This is a genomic window from Mycobacterium sp. E796 (assembly GCF_001672815.1).
Taxonomy (GTDB): domain Bacteria; phylum Actinomycetota; class Actinomycetes; order Mycobacteriales; family Mycobacteriaceae; genus Mycobacterium.
Window position 1 is genome coordinate 1 of record NZ_LZKK01000040.1, and the last position, 14,167, is coordinate 14,167.

General features: G+C 68.7%; 16 protein-coding genes and 1 pseudogene. 4 read left to right on the forward strand and 13 right to left on the reverse strand.

Features of this window, described 5'->3' with window-relative positions; genetic code table 11:
* A pseudogene (locus tag A5706_RS03425) lies at nucleotides 1–634 on the reverse strand (two-component sensor histidine kinase); the annotation flags it as partial.
* Nucleotides 631–1,341 (reverse strand): response regulator transcription factor, encoded by a 711-nt coding sequence (locus A5706_RS03430; RefSeq protein ID WP_068127077.1) that lies wholly within the window; start codon nucleotides 1,339–1,341, stop codon nucleotides 631–633. The pseudogene A5706_RS03425 and the gene A5706_RS03430, both read right to left, overlap by 4 nt.
* 114 nt (nucleotides 1,342–1,455) lie before the next feature.
* On the opposite strand from A5706_RS03430, the gene A5706_RS03435 reads away from it, so the two are divergent.
* Entirely contained in the window at nucleotides 1,456–1,689 is a 234-nt protein-coding gene (locus A5706_RS03435; RefSeq protein ID WP_068127079.1) for a hypothetical protein, read from the forward strand.
* Nucleotides 1,686–2,150, forward strand: a complete 465-nt coding sequence (locus tag A5706_RS03440) for a type II toxin-antitoxin system VapC family toxin (protein WP_068127082.1) — start codon at nucleotides 1,686–1,688, stop codon at nucleotides 2,148–2,150. Before A5706_RS03435 ends, A5706_RS03440 begins: the two co-directional genes overlap by 4 nt.
* Here the strand turns inward: A5706_RS03440 and A5706_RS03445 are convergent.
* The 4 genes from A5706_RS03445 to A5706_RS03460 all read right to left on the reverse strand — a co-directional run bounded on the left by A5706_RS03445 (nucleotide 2,113) and on the right by A5706_RS03460 (nucleotide 5,543).
* Nucleotides 2,113–3,474 (reverse strand): MFS transporter, encoded by a 1,362-nt coding sequence (locus tag A5706_RS03445; RefSeq protein WP_068127084.1) that lies wholly within the window; start codon nucleotides 3,472–3,474, stop codon nucleotides 2,113–2,115. The two genes, A5706_RS03440 and A5706_RS03445, sit on opposite strands and share 38 nt — an antisense overlap.
* 95 nt (nucleotides 3,475–3,569) lie before the next feature.
* Nucleotides 3,570–3,926, reverse strand: a complete 357-nt coding sequence (locus tag A5706_RS03450; protein ID WP_068127085.1) for a DoxX family protein — start codon at nucleotides 3,924–3,926, stop codon at nucleotides 3,570–3,572.
* Nucleotides 3,927–3,936: 10 nt separating this feature from the next.
* Nucleotides 3,937–5,079 (reverse strand): SPFH domain-containing protein, encoded by a 1,143-nt coding sequence (locus tag A5706_RS03455; protein ID WP_068127087.1) that lies wholly within the window; start codon nucleotides 5,077–5,079, stop codon nucleotides 3,937–3,939.
* Nucleotides 5,080–5,108: 29 nt separating this feature from the next.
* The gene (locus tag A5706_RS03460; RefSeq protein ID WP_068127089.1) at nucleotides 5,109–5,543 is read right to left on the reverse strand and encodes an NfeD family protein; all 435 of its coding nucleotides are present in this window, start codon (nucleotides 5,541–5,543) and stop codon (nucleotides 5,109–5,111) included.
* 57 nt (nucleotides 5,544–5,600) lie between these two features.
* Here A5706_RS03460 and A5706_RS03465 point away from each other — a divergent pair, with 57 nt between their 5' ends.
* Entirely contained in the window at nucleotides 5,601–6,521 is a 921-nt protein-coding gene (locus A5706_RS03465; protein WP_068127090.1) for a hypothetical protein, read from the forward strand.
* A 50-nt stretch (nucleotides 6,522–6,571) separates the two neighbouring features.
* On the opposite strand, the gene A5706_RS03470 is transcribed toward A5706_RS03465, so the two are convergent.
* The 3 genes from A5706_RS03470 to fabG1 are packed head-to-tail and all read right to left on the reverse strand — an operon-like array spanning nucleotide 6,572 to nucleotide 9,170.
* Nucleotides 6,572–7,576, reverse strand: coding sequence for a ferrochelatase (locus A5706_RS03470; RefSeq protein ID WP_068127092.1), 1,005 nt, complete (start codon nucleotides 7,574–7,576; stop codon nucleotides 6,572–6,574).
* Between the two features lie 6 nt (nucleotides 7,577–7,582).
* On the reverse strand, nucleotides 7,583–8,392 hold the full coding sequence (inhA, locus tag A5706_RS03475; RefSeq protein ID WP_068103250.1) for an NADH-dependent enoyl-ACP reductase InhA: 810 nt from the start codon (nucleotides 8,390–8,392) through the stop codon (nucleotides 7,583–7,585).
* Between the two features lie 34 nt (nucleotides 8,393–8,426).
* Nucleotides 8,427–9,170, reverse strand: coding sequence for a 3-oxoacyl-ACP reductase FabG1 (fabG1, locus tag A5706_RS03480; RefSeq protein WP_068127093.1), 744 nt, complete (start codon nucleotides 9,168–9,170; stop codon nucleotides 8,427–8,429).
* 157 nt (nucleotides 9,171–9,327) lie between these two features.
* On the opposite strand from fabG1, the gene A5706_RS03485 reads away from it, so the two are divergent.
* Nucleotides 9,328–10,224, forward strand: coding sequence for a hypothetical protein (locus A5706_RS03485; protein ID WP_068127137.1), 897 nt, complete (start codon nucleotides 9,328–9,330; stop codon nucleotides 10,222–10,224).
* Between the two features lie 5 nt (nucleotides 10,225–10,229).
* On the opposite strand, the gene A5706_RS03490 is transcribed toward A5706_RS03485, so the two are convergent.
* From A5706_RS03490 to ripB, 4 genes are all read right to left on the reverse strand, one after another.
* Nucleotides 10,230–11,237, reverse strand: coding sequence for a VWA domain-containing protein (locus A5706_RS03490; RefSeq protein WP_068127095.1), 1,008 nt, complete (start codon nucleotides 11,235–11,237; stop codon nucleotides 10,230–10,232).
* Nucleotides 11,234–12,184 (reverse strand): DUF58 domain-containing protein, encoded by a 951-nt coding sequence (locus A5706_RS03495; RefSeq protein WP_068127098.1) that lies wholly within the window; start codon nucleotides 12,182–12,184, stop codon nucleotides 11,234–11,236. The genes A5706_RS03490 and A5706_RS03495 overlap by 4 nt, the downstream gene beginning before the upstream one ends.
* Nucleotides 12,181–13,311, reverse strand: coding sequence for a MoxR family ATPase (locus A5706_RS03500; protein WP_068127100.1), 1,131 nt, complete (start codon nucleotides 13,309–13,311; stop codon nucleotides 12,181–12,183). Before A5706_RS03500 ends, A5706_RS03495 begins: the two co-directional genes overlap by 4 nt.
* Nucleotides 13,312–13,432: 121 nt before the next feature.
* On the reverse strand, nucleotides 13,433–14,158 hold the full coding sequence (gene ripB, locus A5706_RS03505) for an NlpC/P60 family peptidoglycan endopeptidase RipB (protein ID WP_068127102.1): 726 nt from the start codon (nucleotides 14,156–14,158) through the stop codon (nucleotides 13,433–13,435).
* Between the last annotated feature and the right edge of the window lie 9 nt (nucleotides 14,159–14,167).

Here is a 14,167-nt window from a genome sequence, read left to right on the forward strand (position 1 = left end):
TGGCCAGCGCGGTGAGCCGGTCCAGTGGCCGCAGCGCGACCCGGCTGACCGCGATCAGCAGCAGCGCCGCCACCACCAGCGTCGCCACACCCGCGCCGATCATCAACTGGCGCAGCTCCCGGGTCACCTGGGTGGTCTGCGTCGTGTCCGCCACCAGGATCACGCGACCGCCGTCAGGCAACGGATGCACCAGCTCGGTGGCGGTCGCGTCCGGCGGCGGGGGCGGCACGCCCGGCGGCGGCCCGAACGGCGGGTAACCGGGCGGCGGGTAGCCGGGCGGTGGTGGCGGCGGTGGCCCAAGCGGCGGAACGAATGCGCCGGTGGTGGTCTGCGGGCTGATCGCGGGGTCGCCGTAGGCCGTGCCGTCGGCGGTGACCACGAGCGCGCGCACGGTGCCGCCGCCCAGTTGGGCGGCGATCTGCTGCGGCGGCGTGCGTGCGATCGCCAGGGCGTCCGCGCGGGAGGTGGCCGCGAGCAGCCGGTCGTTGAGGTTTCGACGGGCCTGTGCGCGCACGGTGACGTCGATGATTACGCCCAGGATCAGCAACACGACGGCGAGCACGCCAATAGCGACGACGACGACCCGACGCTGCAGCGACGGCGTCGGGGTCGCCGGATCGGCTGGTGCCGTCATGATCGGTGGGCCTGCATGCGGTAGCCGATGCCACGGACCGTGTGCACGATTCGCGGCCCGTGTGCCTCGAGCTTGCGGCGCAGCCCGCTGATGTGCACCTGCACCAGGTTGGGGTCGTAGGCGTCGTAGCCCCACACCGCGTTCAGGATCTGCGGGGCGCTCACGATTCGGCTGCGCTGTTCGACCAGGAATCGCAGCAACCGCAGCTCGGTGGCGGTCAGGTCCAGCGGATGTCCCGCGCGCACGGCGACCCCCGCGTCGACGTCGAGCATCAGGTCGCCCACCTGGAGCGCCCGCGGCAGCCGTCCCCGCCGGCGCAACACCGCGCCGACCCGCGACACGAGTTCGGCCAGCTCGAACGGTTTGACGACGTAGTCGTCGGCCCCGCCGTCGAGGCCGCGCAGCCGGTCGTCGAGGCCGTCGCGCGCGGTGATCAGCACGATGCCGGCGTCGCCCCAATCCCGGATCACCTCGATGAGCTCGAATCCGTCACGGCCCGGCAGCATCACGTCGAGCACCACCAGGTCAGGTCGCAGGCCGTCGAGCGCGGCCTCCAGACCGTCGCCGTCGGGGCAGGCGTCGGCGTGGTACCCGGCGTCGGTCAGCGCCTCGCGGACCATCTCCCGGATCGTCTCGGAATCCTCGACGACCAGCACCCGCGGTGTGCCGGCCGCCGGGCGCCTGCCCGCGCGCGGGAAAGTCACCATGCCTCATTGTTAGCGCTTCGTTTCGGGTACGAGCGTCGACGCCGCTTTCTTCAGGTTCGTTTCAAGTTCGACGCACCATCTGTAAAATGCATGCATAGCTGCTATTCTGCAGGGATGGTTGCGATCACGATCCGGGACGTTCCTGACGAGGTTCGCGACGAGCTGGCCACACGTGCCGCGCGATCCGGGCAGTCACTGCAGGAATACCTGCGCGGCCTACTCGTCGCGACAGCGGACAAGCCGACAGTGGGCGACGTCGTCGCCCGCGCCCGCGCCCGCGTGACGGCGACAGCAGCGCACCTCGACGCGGCTGTCATCCTCACGGCCAAAGACGCCGATCGCCGGTGACCGAGCGTGTCGTCTGCGACGCATCGGCGGTGGTGGCCGTATTGCTGGATTCCGGCATTCATGGTCAATGGGCAACCGCACGCTTGGCAGAAGCCGAACTTTACGCACCGACGTTGTTGCCCTACGAATGCGCCAACGTCATCAGGCGGGCCGAACTCGGCGGAGCGATCAGCGCGGACCAAGCCGCCCTAGCCCACACGGATCTCCTTGACCTAGCGGTAGACCTGTGGCCATACGACACGCTCGCCTCCCGCACTTGGCAGTTACGGGCAAACCTGTCCAGCTACGACGCGGCTTATGTCGCGCTCGCCGAGATCTTGAATGCCCCGCTGGTGACATTGGACCAGCGCATCCAGCGAGCGCCCGGGGTTGCGTGTTCGGTGTTGGTGCCCCCGGCCCCGCCGTCGGGCACCACGCCAAGCGTCATGCCGGCTCCGCCCGTGCCGCCGCCGCCGCGCTGAGGCCGCCGACACCGGAACCCAGCAGCGGCTTGCCCGCCACCTCTGGGGCGAAGATCAACGTGACCGCGCCGACCAGCCCGGCGAACATCAGCATGTACGCGGGCATCATCGGATTGCCGGTCCCGGCCACCAGCGTCTCGGCGATCAGCGGCGTGGTGCCGCCGAAGGCCGAAACCGCGATGTTGAACCCGATCGACACCGCACCGTAGCGCACGTGGGTGGGAAACAGGGCGGGCAGGATCGCCGGCTCGAGGCTGCTCAGGAAGACCATCGGCAGGGCGACCAGCGCCACGCCCGCGAACTTCGTCGGATACGCCCCGCCGAACCGCATCAACGCGAACGCCGGCAGTGACACCGCGACCAGCAGCCCGCAGCCTGTCCACATCAGCGGTTTGACCCCGATTCGGTCGGACAGCATCGCGACCAGGAGCACCCCGACCGTCAGGACGGCCAGCACCACCAGGACCATCACCAGGGCCGCGGTGTCCCCCACGCCCGCGGTCTTCTTGAGGTAGGTCGGCACGTACCCGCTGACCATGTAGCTGGTGTCGGTGACCGCGAGCTCCACCCCGAGACAGATCAGCAGCCCTTTCCACTGCCGCACAACGGTCAGCACGAACTGGGTGCGGACGGAGATCGGCACCGCGACCTTGTGCACCTTCTCGTACCCGGGCGACTCCTCGATCCGCGAACGCAGGTAGATCGCGACCAGCCCGAGCGGCGCGGCCAGCAGAAACGGGATGCGCCAGCCCCAGCTCAGCATGTCGGCGCTCGACAGCGCCGTCTGCAGACCCGTCACCAGCACGGCGCCCACGACGAACCCGCCGAGCGTGCCCACCGGGAGGAATCCGGCCATCATCCCGCGTTTGTGGTCAGGGGCGTGTTCGGCGATGAACGTCATGGCGCCCGCGTATTCGCCGCCGGAGGAAAGCCCCTGACCGATGCGAATGACGGTGAGCAGGATGGGCGCCCAGATCCCAATGGTGTGGTAGCCGGGCAGCGCGCCGGTCAGGGCGCCGCAGACCGCCATCAGCGAGATCGTCATCACCAGCACGGGCTTGCGCCCGATGCGGTCGCCGAGCGGGCCGAAGATGAACCCGCCGAGGGGCCGGACGACGAATCCCGCCGTCATCGTGCCGAACGTGGCGATCAGGTTGCCCGCGTCGGAATTGCTCCCGGGATAGAACGTCTGCGCAAGGAGCGTGGCGACGAGGCTGAACAGGGTAAAGTCGTACGCCTCCATGAAGTTGCCGATGGCCGTGCCCTGGATGGACCGATGCGCCGCTCGCCGATCGGCGCCCCGGACCTCAGCATTTGCACTCATTGGGTAGGTCAGTTACCCGAAACGCCGCGCAATTAAGCGATCCCCGTCCGGGTTCGGCCGAAAAGCACAGTCGTTCGCCAAGACTGAAGCGGGGACTAGTCCCGCTCCGGGCCCTTGATCGTCATCGCCGCGAAGGTGGCCAAGAACGTCGCGGCGGGAACGGCGTTGACGATCTTGTCCCGCGCCCGGATGTGCGCGCCGACGGCCAGGGTGAAATACAGCGTCAGCATCGCCGTCGTCAGCCTCGCCAGGCCGGGGAACCGGGTGACCGAGAGCAGTCCCACCGCCGCGGCCGCCTTGACGACCGGCAGCACGGGTCGGATCTCGTCCGGCACCCCGAGGTCGTCCAGAACCTTCTTGATCGGGGCCACCTGCACCCCGCACGCCACCGCGTCGACGGCATGGAACACGGCGAGCGCCGCATAGGTTTTCGGTGAAGTCAGCGCACTCATATACCCGAGCCTATTGCGTCAGCTGCGGCGGCACGCCGGGCTCGCCGTCCACCGGCGCGCGGGCGCTCGCCTCGGCCTTGGCCACCGCCTGGGCGATCGCGGGGTCGGTCTCGGTGGAGAACCAGTCGGCGATGTCGGCGTCGTCGGACTCGGCGGCGTGCTTGGGGACGTCGTCGACCGGGGATGGCTGGAACCGGAACACGCCGTCCTCGCCGGGGGCACCCAGGAGTTTGGTGAAGCCCTGCAACGCCGAGCTGAAGTCGCTGGGCACCACCCACACCTTGTTGGCGTCACCGCGCGCCATCTCCGGCAGCGTCTGAAGGTACTGGTAGGCGAGCATCTCCGGGGTGGGCCTGCCGGCCTTGATCGCAGCGAACGTCTTCTCGATGGCCTTGGCCTGCCCCTGCGCCCGCAGGTAGGCCGCTGCGCGCTCACCCTGGGCGCGCAGCATGCGGGACTGCCGGTCGGCCTCGGCGGCCAGGATCGCGGCCTGCTTGGCACCCTCGGCGGCCAGGATCTGCGCCTGCTTGGCTCCCTCGGCCTGGGTGATCGCGGCCTGCCGGTTCCCTTCGGCGGTCAGGATCATCGCCCGCTTCTCCCGGTCGGCCTTCATCTGCTTTTCCATCGAGGCCTGGATGGACGGCGGCGGGTCGATGCTGCGCAGCTCGACCCGGGCGACCCGTAGGCCCCAGCGGCCGGTGGCCTCGTCGAGCACGCCGCGCAGCTGGCCGTTGATCATGTCGCGGGAGGTCAGTGTCTGCTCGAGTGTCATCCCGCCGACCACGTTACGCAGCGTGGTCGTGGTGAGCTGCTCGACGCCGACGATGTAGTTGCTGATCTCGTACACCGCCGCCTGCGGGACGGTGACCTGGAAATACACGACGGTGTCGATGTTGAGGGTCAGGTTGTCCTCGGTGATCACCGGCTGCGGAGGGAAGGACACCACCCGCTCACGCAGGTCCACCCGGGCGCGCACGCGGTCGATAAACGGCACCAGCAACGTGAGCTGCCCGCTGACCGTCCGGCTGTAACGGCCCAGCCGCTCGATCACCGCGGCCTCGGCCTGAGGGATCAGCGCGACGGACTTCGCCACCACGATGATCCCAAAGACGATGATCGCGAGGGCCACCACCAAAAGAGCGATCCCAGCCATGGTGCTTCCTCCCGTTTCTTCTTCAGGTATTACAGGTCCTTGAACACCACCGCGGTGGCGCCGTTGATCTGCATGACCGTCACCCGTTCGCCGGGTTCGTAGACATCGTTGTCGTTGAGTGGCCGGGCCGTCCATACCTGGCCGTCGAGCTTCACCTGACCCTCGTCGCGCGCGACGCGGTCCAGCACCAGCGCGCTCTTCCCCTCCAGCGCCTCGATGCCGGTCGGCAGCCCCTTCGCGGGTGTGAGCCGCCGCCGCAGCGCCGGCCGCACCAAAACCAGCAGCAGCACCGAGACGACCACGAACACCGCCGCCTCGGCCCAGATCGGCCAGCCCAGCAGCCAAGTGCCGCCCGCTGCGGCCAGCGCGCCCCCTGAAAGCATCAGCAGGGACATGTCGCCCGTCAGCGCCTCCGCACCGGCAAGTACCAGCGCGAATATGAGCCAAATCACCGCGGCGGGCATGCGGTCAGAATACGCGTAATCCGCCTTTGCCGAACCAAACAACTACACTCCGAGATCATGTGGTGTCCCAGTGTCTCGCTGTCCCTGTGGGCCAACGCCTGGCTCGCGGGCAAGGCCGCGCCCGACGATGTGTTGGACGCGTTATCCCTTTGGGCGCCAAAGCAATCGGTGACGGCGTATGATGCCGTCGCCGCGGGCCACACCGGACTGCCGTGGCCCGATGTGCACGACGCCGGGACGGTCACGCTGCTGCAGACGCTGCGCGCGGCGGCCGGCCGGCCGTCCGTGCCGGCGTCCGCAGGGTTGCCGGCTCGTTTGCGCGGGACCATCAGCGTGGTGCTGCCGGTGCCCGGCGACGTGCGTGGGCTGGCCGCGGGGACGCAGTTCGAGAGTGACGCGCTGGCCGCCGGCGAGGCCGTGATCATCGCCAACCCCGACGATCCGACCACCGCCGTCGGGCTGGTCCCCGAGTTCAGCTACGGCGATCTGGATGGCGCCGACGACGACGCGGACCTGCCGGAATTGTGCGCGCTGTCGTGGACGGTGTACTCGCTGCCCGGCGCCCCGCCGCTGCACCACTACGAGCTCGGCGACGCGGAATACGCGCTGCGGTCCGCCGTGCGCTCGGCCGCGGATGCTCTCGGCGCCATCGGCTTGGGCGCCGCGGCCGACGTCGACGATCCGCGCGGGCTCGTCGAGCAGCTGCTGGAATCGGCACGGCAGCACCGCATTCCCGACCATGCACCGTCGCGCGCGCTGCGGGTGCTGGAGAACGCCGCGCACGTCGACGCCATCATCGCCGTCAGCGCCGGGCTGAGCCGGTCCGATTCCCCCGCAGACCGCATCGCCGCGGGCATCACGCAGTCGTCGTCACAGGCGCAGATCGCGACCGACGCGCTACGCCCGTTGACCACCGTGGTGCGTTCGGCGCGCATGGCCGCGGTCGACGCGATCCTGCACTCGGCCTGGGCCGACTAATCCTCGGCGTCGACCCGCTTCGCCCGGCCACGCCGCGCTCGCGATCGCCGCTAATCCTGTTGGCGCGCCACGCAATGCGGCGGGCGGCACGGCGCGCCGTTGACGCTGGCGAGGCAGCCCGGCACCGGATCCCTTCCGGCCACCCGGGTCGGCGCCCGGCCGTGCCGAAGCTCGTCGATCAGGTCGGCGGCGAGGCGGGCGAATCGGTTGTCGGCGTTGGGGGTTGCGGCGCGGGCGAAGGCCAACCCCGCGGCCTCGGCCTGCAACCGCAACTCGTGGTCCAGATCCCACACCACCTCGATGTGGTCGGCAACGAAGCCGATCGGGCAGACGATGACGGCCTCGGTGCCCGTTAGCGTCGCGAGGTGGTCCTCGACGCTCGGCTCCAACCATGGCACCTGCGGCGGGCCCGAGCGCGACTGCCAGGCCAGGTCGTAGTCGGTGTAGCCGGCGGCCGCCGCGACCAGCCTTGTCGCGTAGGCGACTTGGCGGCTGTAGAGCTGGGGACCGAAGCGCTGGTCGGCGGCCACCGGGACCGAATGCGCGGTGAAGATCAGCCGGGCGCCCGCCGGCACTGTCTCGGCGGCGGCGGTGACGGCCCCGGCGAACATCTCGACGAAAAGCGGATGGTCGAAATAGGCCCGCAGCTTTACCAATTCGGGCGAGCCGGGCCCGGCCACCTGGCGGGCCCGGCCGATGTCTTCGACGTATTGCGTGCAGCTGGAATATCCGCTCCATGCTGACGTGGTGAACACCGCGGCACGGCGAACACCGTCGTCCCGCATGGTCGCCACGGTGTCCTCGACGTAGGGGTCCCAATTGCGGTTGCCGAAGTACACCGGCAGATCCAGTTCCGCGCGCAGCTCGGCGATCAGGGCGCGGTTGATGCCGTTGATCGGCGACACCCCGCCGAAATGCAGGTAGTGCTCGGCGACTTCGTCGAGGCGCTCGGGCGGCACGTTGCGGCCCCGGGTGACGTTCTCCAGGAACGGCCGCACCTGCTCGGGGCCCTCCGGCCCGCCGAAGGACAAGAGCAGGACGGCGTCGAAATCCATTATGCGTTAAAGCAATTGGGTGCTGGCGCCGCCGTCGGCGTAGATGACGGTCCCGGTGGTGGCCGGTAGCCAGTCGGACAGCAGCGCGCACACCGTCTTGGCGACCGGCGTCGCGTCCTTCATGTTCCAGCCCAGCGGGGCGCGCTGATCCCAGCCCTCCTCGAGCAGGTGAATCTGAGCGCCCGCCTCTTCGCCGAGCGCGCCGCCGACGATCGCGCTCATCGCGAGCGTCCGAATCGGGCCCGCGGCAACGAGATTGGAGCGCACACCGTACTTGCCGGCCTCGCGGGCCACGAACCGGTTCACCGACTCCAGCGCGCTCTTGGCGACGGTCATCCAGTTGTAGGCCGGCATCGCGCGCGACGGGTCGAAGTCCATGCCGACGATTCCGCCGCCGGGGTTCATGATCGGCAGCAGCGCCTTGGCCAGCGACGCATACGAATACGCGGAGATGTGGATGCCCTTGGCGACGTCCTCGTAGGGGGCGTCGAAGAAGGGGTTGATGCCCATCCCGCTCTGCGGCATGAAGCCGATCGAATGCACCACGCCGTCAAGCTTGTTGCCCTCGCCGATCACCTCGGTCACCCGGTCGGCCAGGGTGGCGAGGTGCTTCTCGTCCTGCACGTCGAGTTCGATCAGCGGGGCCTTGGCCGGCAGCCGGTCGGCGATGCGCTGGATCAGCCGCAGCCGGTCGAATCCGGTCAGCACCAATTCGGCCCCCTGCTCCTGGGCCACCCGCGCGATGTGGAAAGCGATCGACGAGTCGGTGATGATCCCGGTGACCAGAATCCGTTTGCCTTCGAGCAGTCCTGCCATATCCGTCCTTCGATGTTCTTCTTTGTTCTGCGACTCAGTGGCCCATGCCCATGCCGCCGTCGACCGGGATGACGGCACCGGCAATGTAGCTCGCATCCTCGGAAGCCAGGAAGCTGACCGCCCCCGCAACCTCCGCGGCGGTGCCAACCCGCTTGGCCGGGATGAATTCCAGTGCGCCCGCCTGGATCCGCTCGTCCAGCGAGCGGGTCATCTCGGTGTCGATGTAGCCGGGGGCGACCACGTTGGCCGTCACCCCGGCCTTGGACAGCTCACGGGAGATCGAGCGTGCCATGCCGATCAGTCCGGCCTTGGCGGCCGCGTAGTTGGACTGGTTACCGATCCCCCACATGCCGGACACCGATCCGATGAAGATGATGCGGCCGAACCGCTTGCGCTGCATGCTGCGCGACGCCCGCTGAGCAACCCGGAACGCCCCGGTGAGGTTGGCGTTGATGACCTCTTCGAACCGCTCCTCGGTCATCCGGATCAGGAACGCGTCTTTGGAGATGCCGGCGTTGGACACCAGCACCTCGACCGGTCCCTGGTGTTCCTCGACCTCTTTGAACGCGCGGTCGACGGCGTCGTTGTCGGTGACGTCACACACCACGCCGAACAGTCCCTCGGGTGCCCCGGATCCGCGGTGCGTGACGGCCACCTTGTGCCCGTCGGCCGCCAGCCGCTGGGCGATCGCGAGACCGATTCCCCGGTTTCCGCCCGTCACCAGTACCGAGCGAGATACAAACGCGGGTTTGGCGCCGTCGGTGGCTACTTCAGTCACCCGGCCAACCTATCGCCTCACCGTTGCACGCCCGAAATCTGCCCCCTGTCGTGCCGGCTTTGCCGCGAACCTAACCTGGCTGCGATTTTCGGGGTGGATTTTCGCAGTGCGGTTCGACTCGCGCGGTGATGTCGGTAACACGCAGCAGACTTCGCCCATGATCGAGCCTTTTCTGGGCAGCGAAGCCCTATCTGCGGGCACGCTGACGCCCTACCAATTGCGCAGTCGGTACGTCGCACTCCACAAAGACGTGTATGTGCCCCGCGATGTGGAGTTGACCGCGCAATTGCGCGCGAAAGCGTTGTGGCTACGCTCGCGCCGCCGCGGCATTCTGGCCGGCTACTCGGCTTCTGCGCTGCACGGCACCAAATGGATCGGTGCGGACCTGCCCGCGGCCATCATCTATGCCAACAGTCGCCGCGAGCCAGGAGTCCAGACCTGGGAGGACCGCATCGAGCCCGACGAGATCTTGCTGATCGATGGCATGCGCGTCACGACGCCCGAGCGGACGGCCCTGGACCTGGCAAGTCGATTGCCGCAGGACCTCGCCGTCGCGGCGGTGGACGCATTGGTGCAGGCAACCTCCGCCAAGATGGCCGACGTAGAGCAATTGGTCGATCGCTACCGGGGCCGACGTGGCATCAAAGCAGCCCGAGCCGCTCTCGACCTTGTCGACGGCGGAGCGCAATCGCCCAAGGAAACCTGGCTGCGCCTGCTACTGATACGTGCGGGGTTTCGGCGTCCCCAAACCCAGATCCCGGTCCGCAACGAATGGGGTTGGGCCGAAGCGTATTTGGACATGGGTTGGGAGGACGTCAAGGTCGCCGCCGAGTATGAGGGTGGTCAACACCAAACGAGTCGCTACCACTATCGGAAGGACATCCGGCGTCTCGAGAATGTGGAGCGGCGTTACGGCTGGACCGTGGTTCGGGTCGTGGCTGAGGACCACCCCGCTGATGTTATCCGCCGGGTAACTGAGGCGGGCGCTCCGCGAGCCGAACCACATCGCGAAATCCTCGGACGAAAATCGCAGCCACGTTCGGCTCGCGGGTAAGAAAGCTAGGTGGGCAGGCGCCGGTTGATCAGCAGCGCGGCCAGCCCCGCGAGCGCCAGCACCAGCGCACCCAGCCGCAGCCAGCCCGCGCTGGCGTCGCCCTTGATCGTCTCGTAGCCGATCTGCTGCTGCAGCGACGCGTAGACGGCCTTCAGCTCGGCCAGGCTGGCGGCGTTGTACCAATTCCCACCGGAGAGCTCGGCGACCTTCTTCATGGTGGAGTCGTCGACGGGAACGGGCTGGCGCTGGTCGTTGATCTCGACGAAGCCATAGGGCGTGCCGAACGAGATCGTCGAGATCGGTACGCCCTGGTCCTTGGCGGTGCGCGCGGCGGTGAACGCGCCCTTGGGGTTGTCCGGGTTCGTCGGCATCGTCTCCTTGCCATCGGAGAACAACACGATGCGCGCCGGTGGGGGCGTGTCGCCGCCGCCGATCACCGCGCCGACGGTGGCGATGGCCTGCAACGCGGTGAAGATGCCCTCCCCGGTGGCGGTGCGGTCGGCGAACTGGAGCTTGTCCAGCGCGTTCTTGGTCGCGTCCCGGTTGGTGGTCGGGGACACCAGCACGGTCGCGGTCCCCGCGTACTCGATCAGGCCCAGGTTGATACCGGGTGTCAGCTCGTCAGCGAACTGCTTGGCGGCCTCCTGCGCGGCCGCCATGCGATTGGGCGGCACGTCGGTGGCGCGCATCGACTGCGACACGTCGATCACCAGCATCACCACCGCGCGGTTGCGCGGGATCCGGACGTCGTTCGTCGGCCCCGCCATCGCGATCGTGAACAGCACCAGCGAGGTCACCAGCAGGATCGCCGGCACGTGCCTCCAACGCGAAGGACGTTGCGGTGCAACGCTTTCCAGCAGCTCCATGTTCGCGAATCGCAGCATCCGCCGCTGCCGCGCGAGTTGCAGCACGATGTACAGCGCGGCCAACCCGACGGCGGCGAACAGGAAAAGGAAAAACCAAGCGTGTGCGAAGCCCGACAGTGTCATCGGGCCCAGCAGGGGCAGTGTCACTGCCGGCCCGCCAGTGCCCCGCGACGGCGGGACTCGACGAAGCGGACGATGTCGGCGATCCAGTCCCGGTCGGTGCGCAGCGTCAGCACCGGGGCCCCGCAGCTGCGGATGGTGCGGGACACCTCGGCGCGGTGTGCCGCGGCCGCCTTGGCGAAGTCGTCACGCAGCTGGGCGTCGATGGTGAATTCCCGGGTGACCCCGGTTTCCGCGTCCTGCAACACCACGTCGCCGATGTCGGGCAGCTCGACGTCGCGCGGATCGAGCACCTCGATCGCCAGCACCTCGTGGCGGGCTGCGATCGCCCGCAGCGGGCGCATCCAGTTGATAGGGCCCAGGAAGTCGCTGATGATGACGGCCATGCCGCGGCGCCGCTCGGGCCGGCGTAACGCGTCGATCGCGGTCGCCAGATCGCCGCGCACGCCGACCGGCGCCCTGGGCGTGGTGGCGATGGTGCGCAGCAGCGTCTGCTCGTGCTGGCGCCCCGATCGGGCCGGGACCCGGGTGATGGTCGCACCGGTGGCGATGATCGCGCCGAGCCGGTTGCCGCCACCACTGTTGAGGAACGTGATCGCCGCCGCGGCGGCCACCGCCAGGTCGCGCTTCTCGCACACCGTGGTGCCGAAGTCCAGGCTGGCCGACATGTCGACCACCATCCACGTCTCCAGCTCGCGGTCGGCGATCATCTGCCGGACGTGCGGGTGCATGGTGCGCGCGGTGACGGCCCAGTCCATCCGCCGGACGTCGTCGCCGGGCTGGTACTCCCGCGACTCCCCCGGCTCGGTGCCCGGCCCCGGGATCAGGCCGAGGTGGTCGCCGTGCAGCACCCCGTCGAGCTTGCGCTTGACCGTGAGCTCGAGCTGGCGCAGCGCCGCCGACAGCTTCGGGTCGTCAATCTGCCCGCGCTCGAACGATGGCGGATGACGCACCGCCTTGTGGGGTTCGGTCACCGACCGCTGGCCGCCACGGTCTGCATCACCGGGGGAACCGAATGGCCTTGCTGCGGAACGGCATTCACCTGCGGCAGGGCCACCGTCTGCAGGATCCGGTTGATGACGATCTCCGGCGAGATCTCGTCGGCGAGCGCGTCATAGGTCAGTATCAACCGGTGCCGCAGCACGTCGGGGATGACCTCCACGACGTCCTGCGGGATCACGTAGTCGCGACCCCGCACCAGCGCCAACGAGCGGGCGCCGGCGATGATGCCCAGCGAGGCGCGCGGTGAGGCGCCGAACGAGACCCAGGTCTTGACGTCATTCATGCCGAGCTGCTCGGGGTTGCGGGTGGCGGTGACGACACGCACGACGTAGTCGACCAGCGCGTGGTGGACGAAGACGTTGGACGCGATGTCCTGCAGCCGCAACAGGTCGCCGGTGTTGAGGATCTGCTTGGGCACCGGCGGCTTGACGCCCATCCGGTAGATGATCTCCCGCTCCTCCTCTGGCGACGGGTAGCCGACGTTGATCTTGAACAGGAAGCGGTCCCGCTGGGCCTCGGGCAGCGGGTAGACACCCTCGTGCTCGATCGGGTTCTGCGTGGCCATCACCAGGAATGGGTTGGGCAGCGGGAAGGTCTTGCCGCCGATCGACACATGGCGCTCCTGCATGACTTCCAGCAGCGCCGACTGCACCTTCGCCGGCGCGCGGTTGATCTCGTCGGCGAGCAGGAAGTTGACCACCACCGGGCCGAGCTCGGTGTCGAACTCCTCCTTGCCCTGCCGGTAGATGCGGGTACCGATGATGTCGGTGGGCACCAGGTCGGGCGTGAACTGGATACGCGCGAACGTCCCGCCGACCACGCGCGCGAAGGTCTCCACGGCCAGCGTCTTGGCCACGCCGGGCACACCCTCGAGCAACACGTGCCCCTTGGACAACAGGCCGACCAGCATCCGCTCCACGAGCTGGTCCTGCCCGACGATGATCCGCTTGACCTCGAAGATGGCGCGCTCAAGCGTGTGGACCTCGGCGGCCAGCCCATTACCGCCGGCCGGCGGCGCCTCGTGTGCCGGGGGGCCGGAAGGACCGCCCTGGCCCGGGTAGTTGCTGGCGCCCGGGGGCGGCCCACCTGCTGATGTCATCAAGAACCCTCCACGCTCATCTGGACACGACTGCCGGGCAGCGACGTGCCCTCGACCAACTATTCCAGGCCAGCCGGTTTCCGTCGACGCTCGCCCAGTTGATGCCTCGCCGGCCCCGCGATCAGTACTCGATGATCCTAGTCAGGAACGGCGTCATGCCGGGCTTGCGCACCGGGCTGACGGTGACCTTGCCGGCGAGGCTGGACGCCTCGAGCATCTGCCCGTTGCCCAGGTACATCGTGACGTGCTGGCCGCCGTTCGGGCCGTAGAAGATGAGGTCGCCGCGCCTCGCCTGGTCGGGCGGAATGTGGCGACCGGCGTTGTACTGGTCACCGGAGAACCGTGGGATCAGCACGCCGACACCGGCGAAGCCGTAGCGCATCAGCCCCGAGCAGTCGAAGCCGTTGATGTTGGCCCCGTCGCCGACGCCCTTGCTGGGCCCGTCCAACGAGCCGCCGCCCCACGAGTAGGGCACGCCCATCTGCGACCCCATGCGCTTGATCACGTACTCGACGGCCTGCCGGCCGTAAACCCGCGGGATCTTGCCGCCCGGGTTGGTGGGGGTGGCCGCCGCGGGTGCTGGGTCCCCGAGGATGTTGATTCCGAGGCCGCCCAGAAATTGCCTGCCCAGGTCCATCGTCGTCTGGGTAGCCTGCGCGGTGGCCTGCAGCGAGGCGTTGGCGACGGCGAGCGGATCACCCGGGGCGCCGGCGCTGATGGTCGCCGGCAAGGTGGGATCCCACGCCCCGGGGTCGGCCGTGGCGGGGGCCGCCACAGACAACGTCAGCCCGGTCACCAAGGCGGTGATCCAGGCAAGGCTGATAAAGCGAAACCGCTTGCGGCCCATGGCTCCTCG

Excerpts from the sequence above, each read along its gene's own strand:
- A5706_RS03430 (WP_068127077.1), bottom strand. The coding sequence starts at position 1,341 with ATGGTGACTTTCCCGCGCGCGGGCAGGCGCCCGGCGGCCGGCACACCG.
- A5706_RS03435 (WP_068127079.1), top strand. The coding sequence starts at position 1,456 with ATGGTTGCGATCACGATCCGGGACGTTCCTGACGAGGTTCGCGACGAG.
- A5706_RS03445 (WP_068127084.1), bottom strand. The coding sequence starts at position 3,474 with ATGAGTGCAAATGCTGAGGTCCGGGGCGCCGATCGGCGAGCGGCGCAT.
- A5706_RS03450 (WP_068127085.1), bottom strand. The coding sequence starts at position 3,926 with ATGAGTGCGCTGACTTCACCGAAAACCTATGCGGCGCTCGCCGTGTTC.
- A5706_RS03455 (WP_068127087.1), bottom strand. The coding sequence starts at position 5,079 with ATGGCTGGGATCGCTCTTTTGGTGGTGGCCCTCGCGATCATCGTCTTT.
- A5706_RS03460 (WP_068127089.1), bottom strand. The coding sequence starts at position 5,543 with ATGCCCGCCGCGGTGATTTGGCTCATATTCGCGCTGGTACTTGCCGGT.
- A5706_RS03465 (WP_068127090.1), top strand. The coding sequence starts at position 5,601 with ATGTGGTGTCCCAGTGTCTCGCTGTCCCTGTGGGCCAACGCCTGGCTC.
- A5706_RS03470 (WP_068127092.1), bottom strand. The coding sequence starts at position 7,576 with ATGGATTTCGACGCCGTCCTGCTCTTGTCCTTCGGCGGGCCGGAGGGC.
- inhA (WP_068103250.1), bottom strand. The coding sequence starts at position 8,392 with ATGGCAGGACTGCTCGAAGGCAAACGGATTCTGGTCACCGGGATCATC.
- A5706_RS03485 (WP_068127137.1), top strand. The coding sequence starts at position 9,328 with ATGATCGAGCCTTTTCTGGGCAGCGAAGCCCTATCTGCGGGCACGCTG.
- A5706_RS03500 (WP_068127100.1), bottom strand. The coding sequence starts at position 13,311 with ATGACATCAGCAGGTGGGCCGCCCCCGGGCGCCAGCAACTACCCGGGC.
- ripB (WP_068127102.1), bottom strand. The coding sequence starts at position 14,158 with ATGGGCCGCAAGCGGTTTCGCTTTATCAGCCTTGCCTGGATCACCGCC.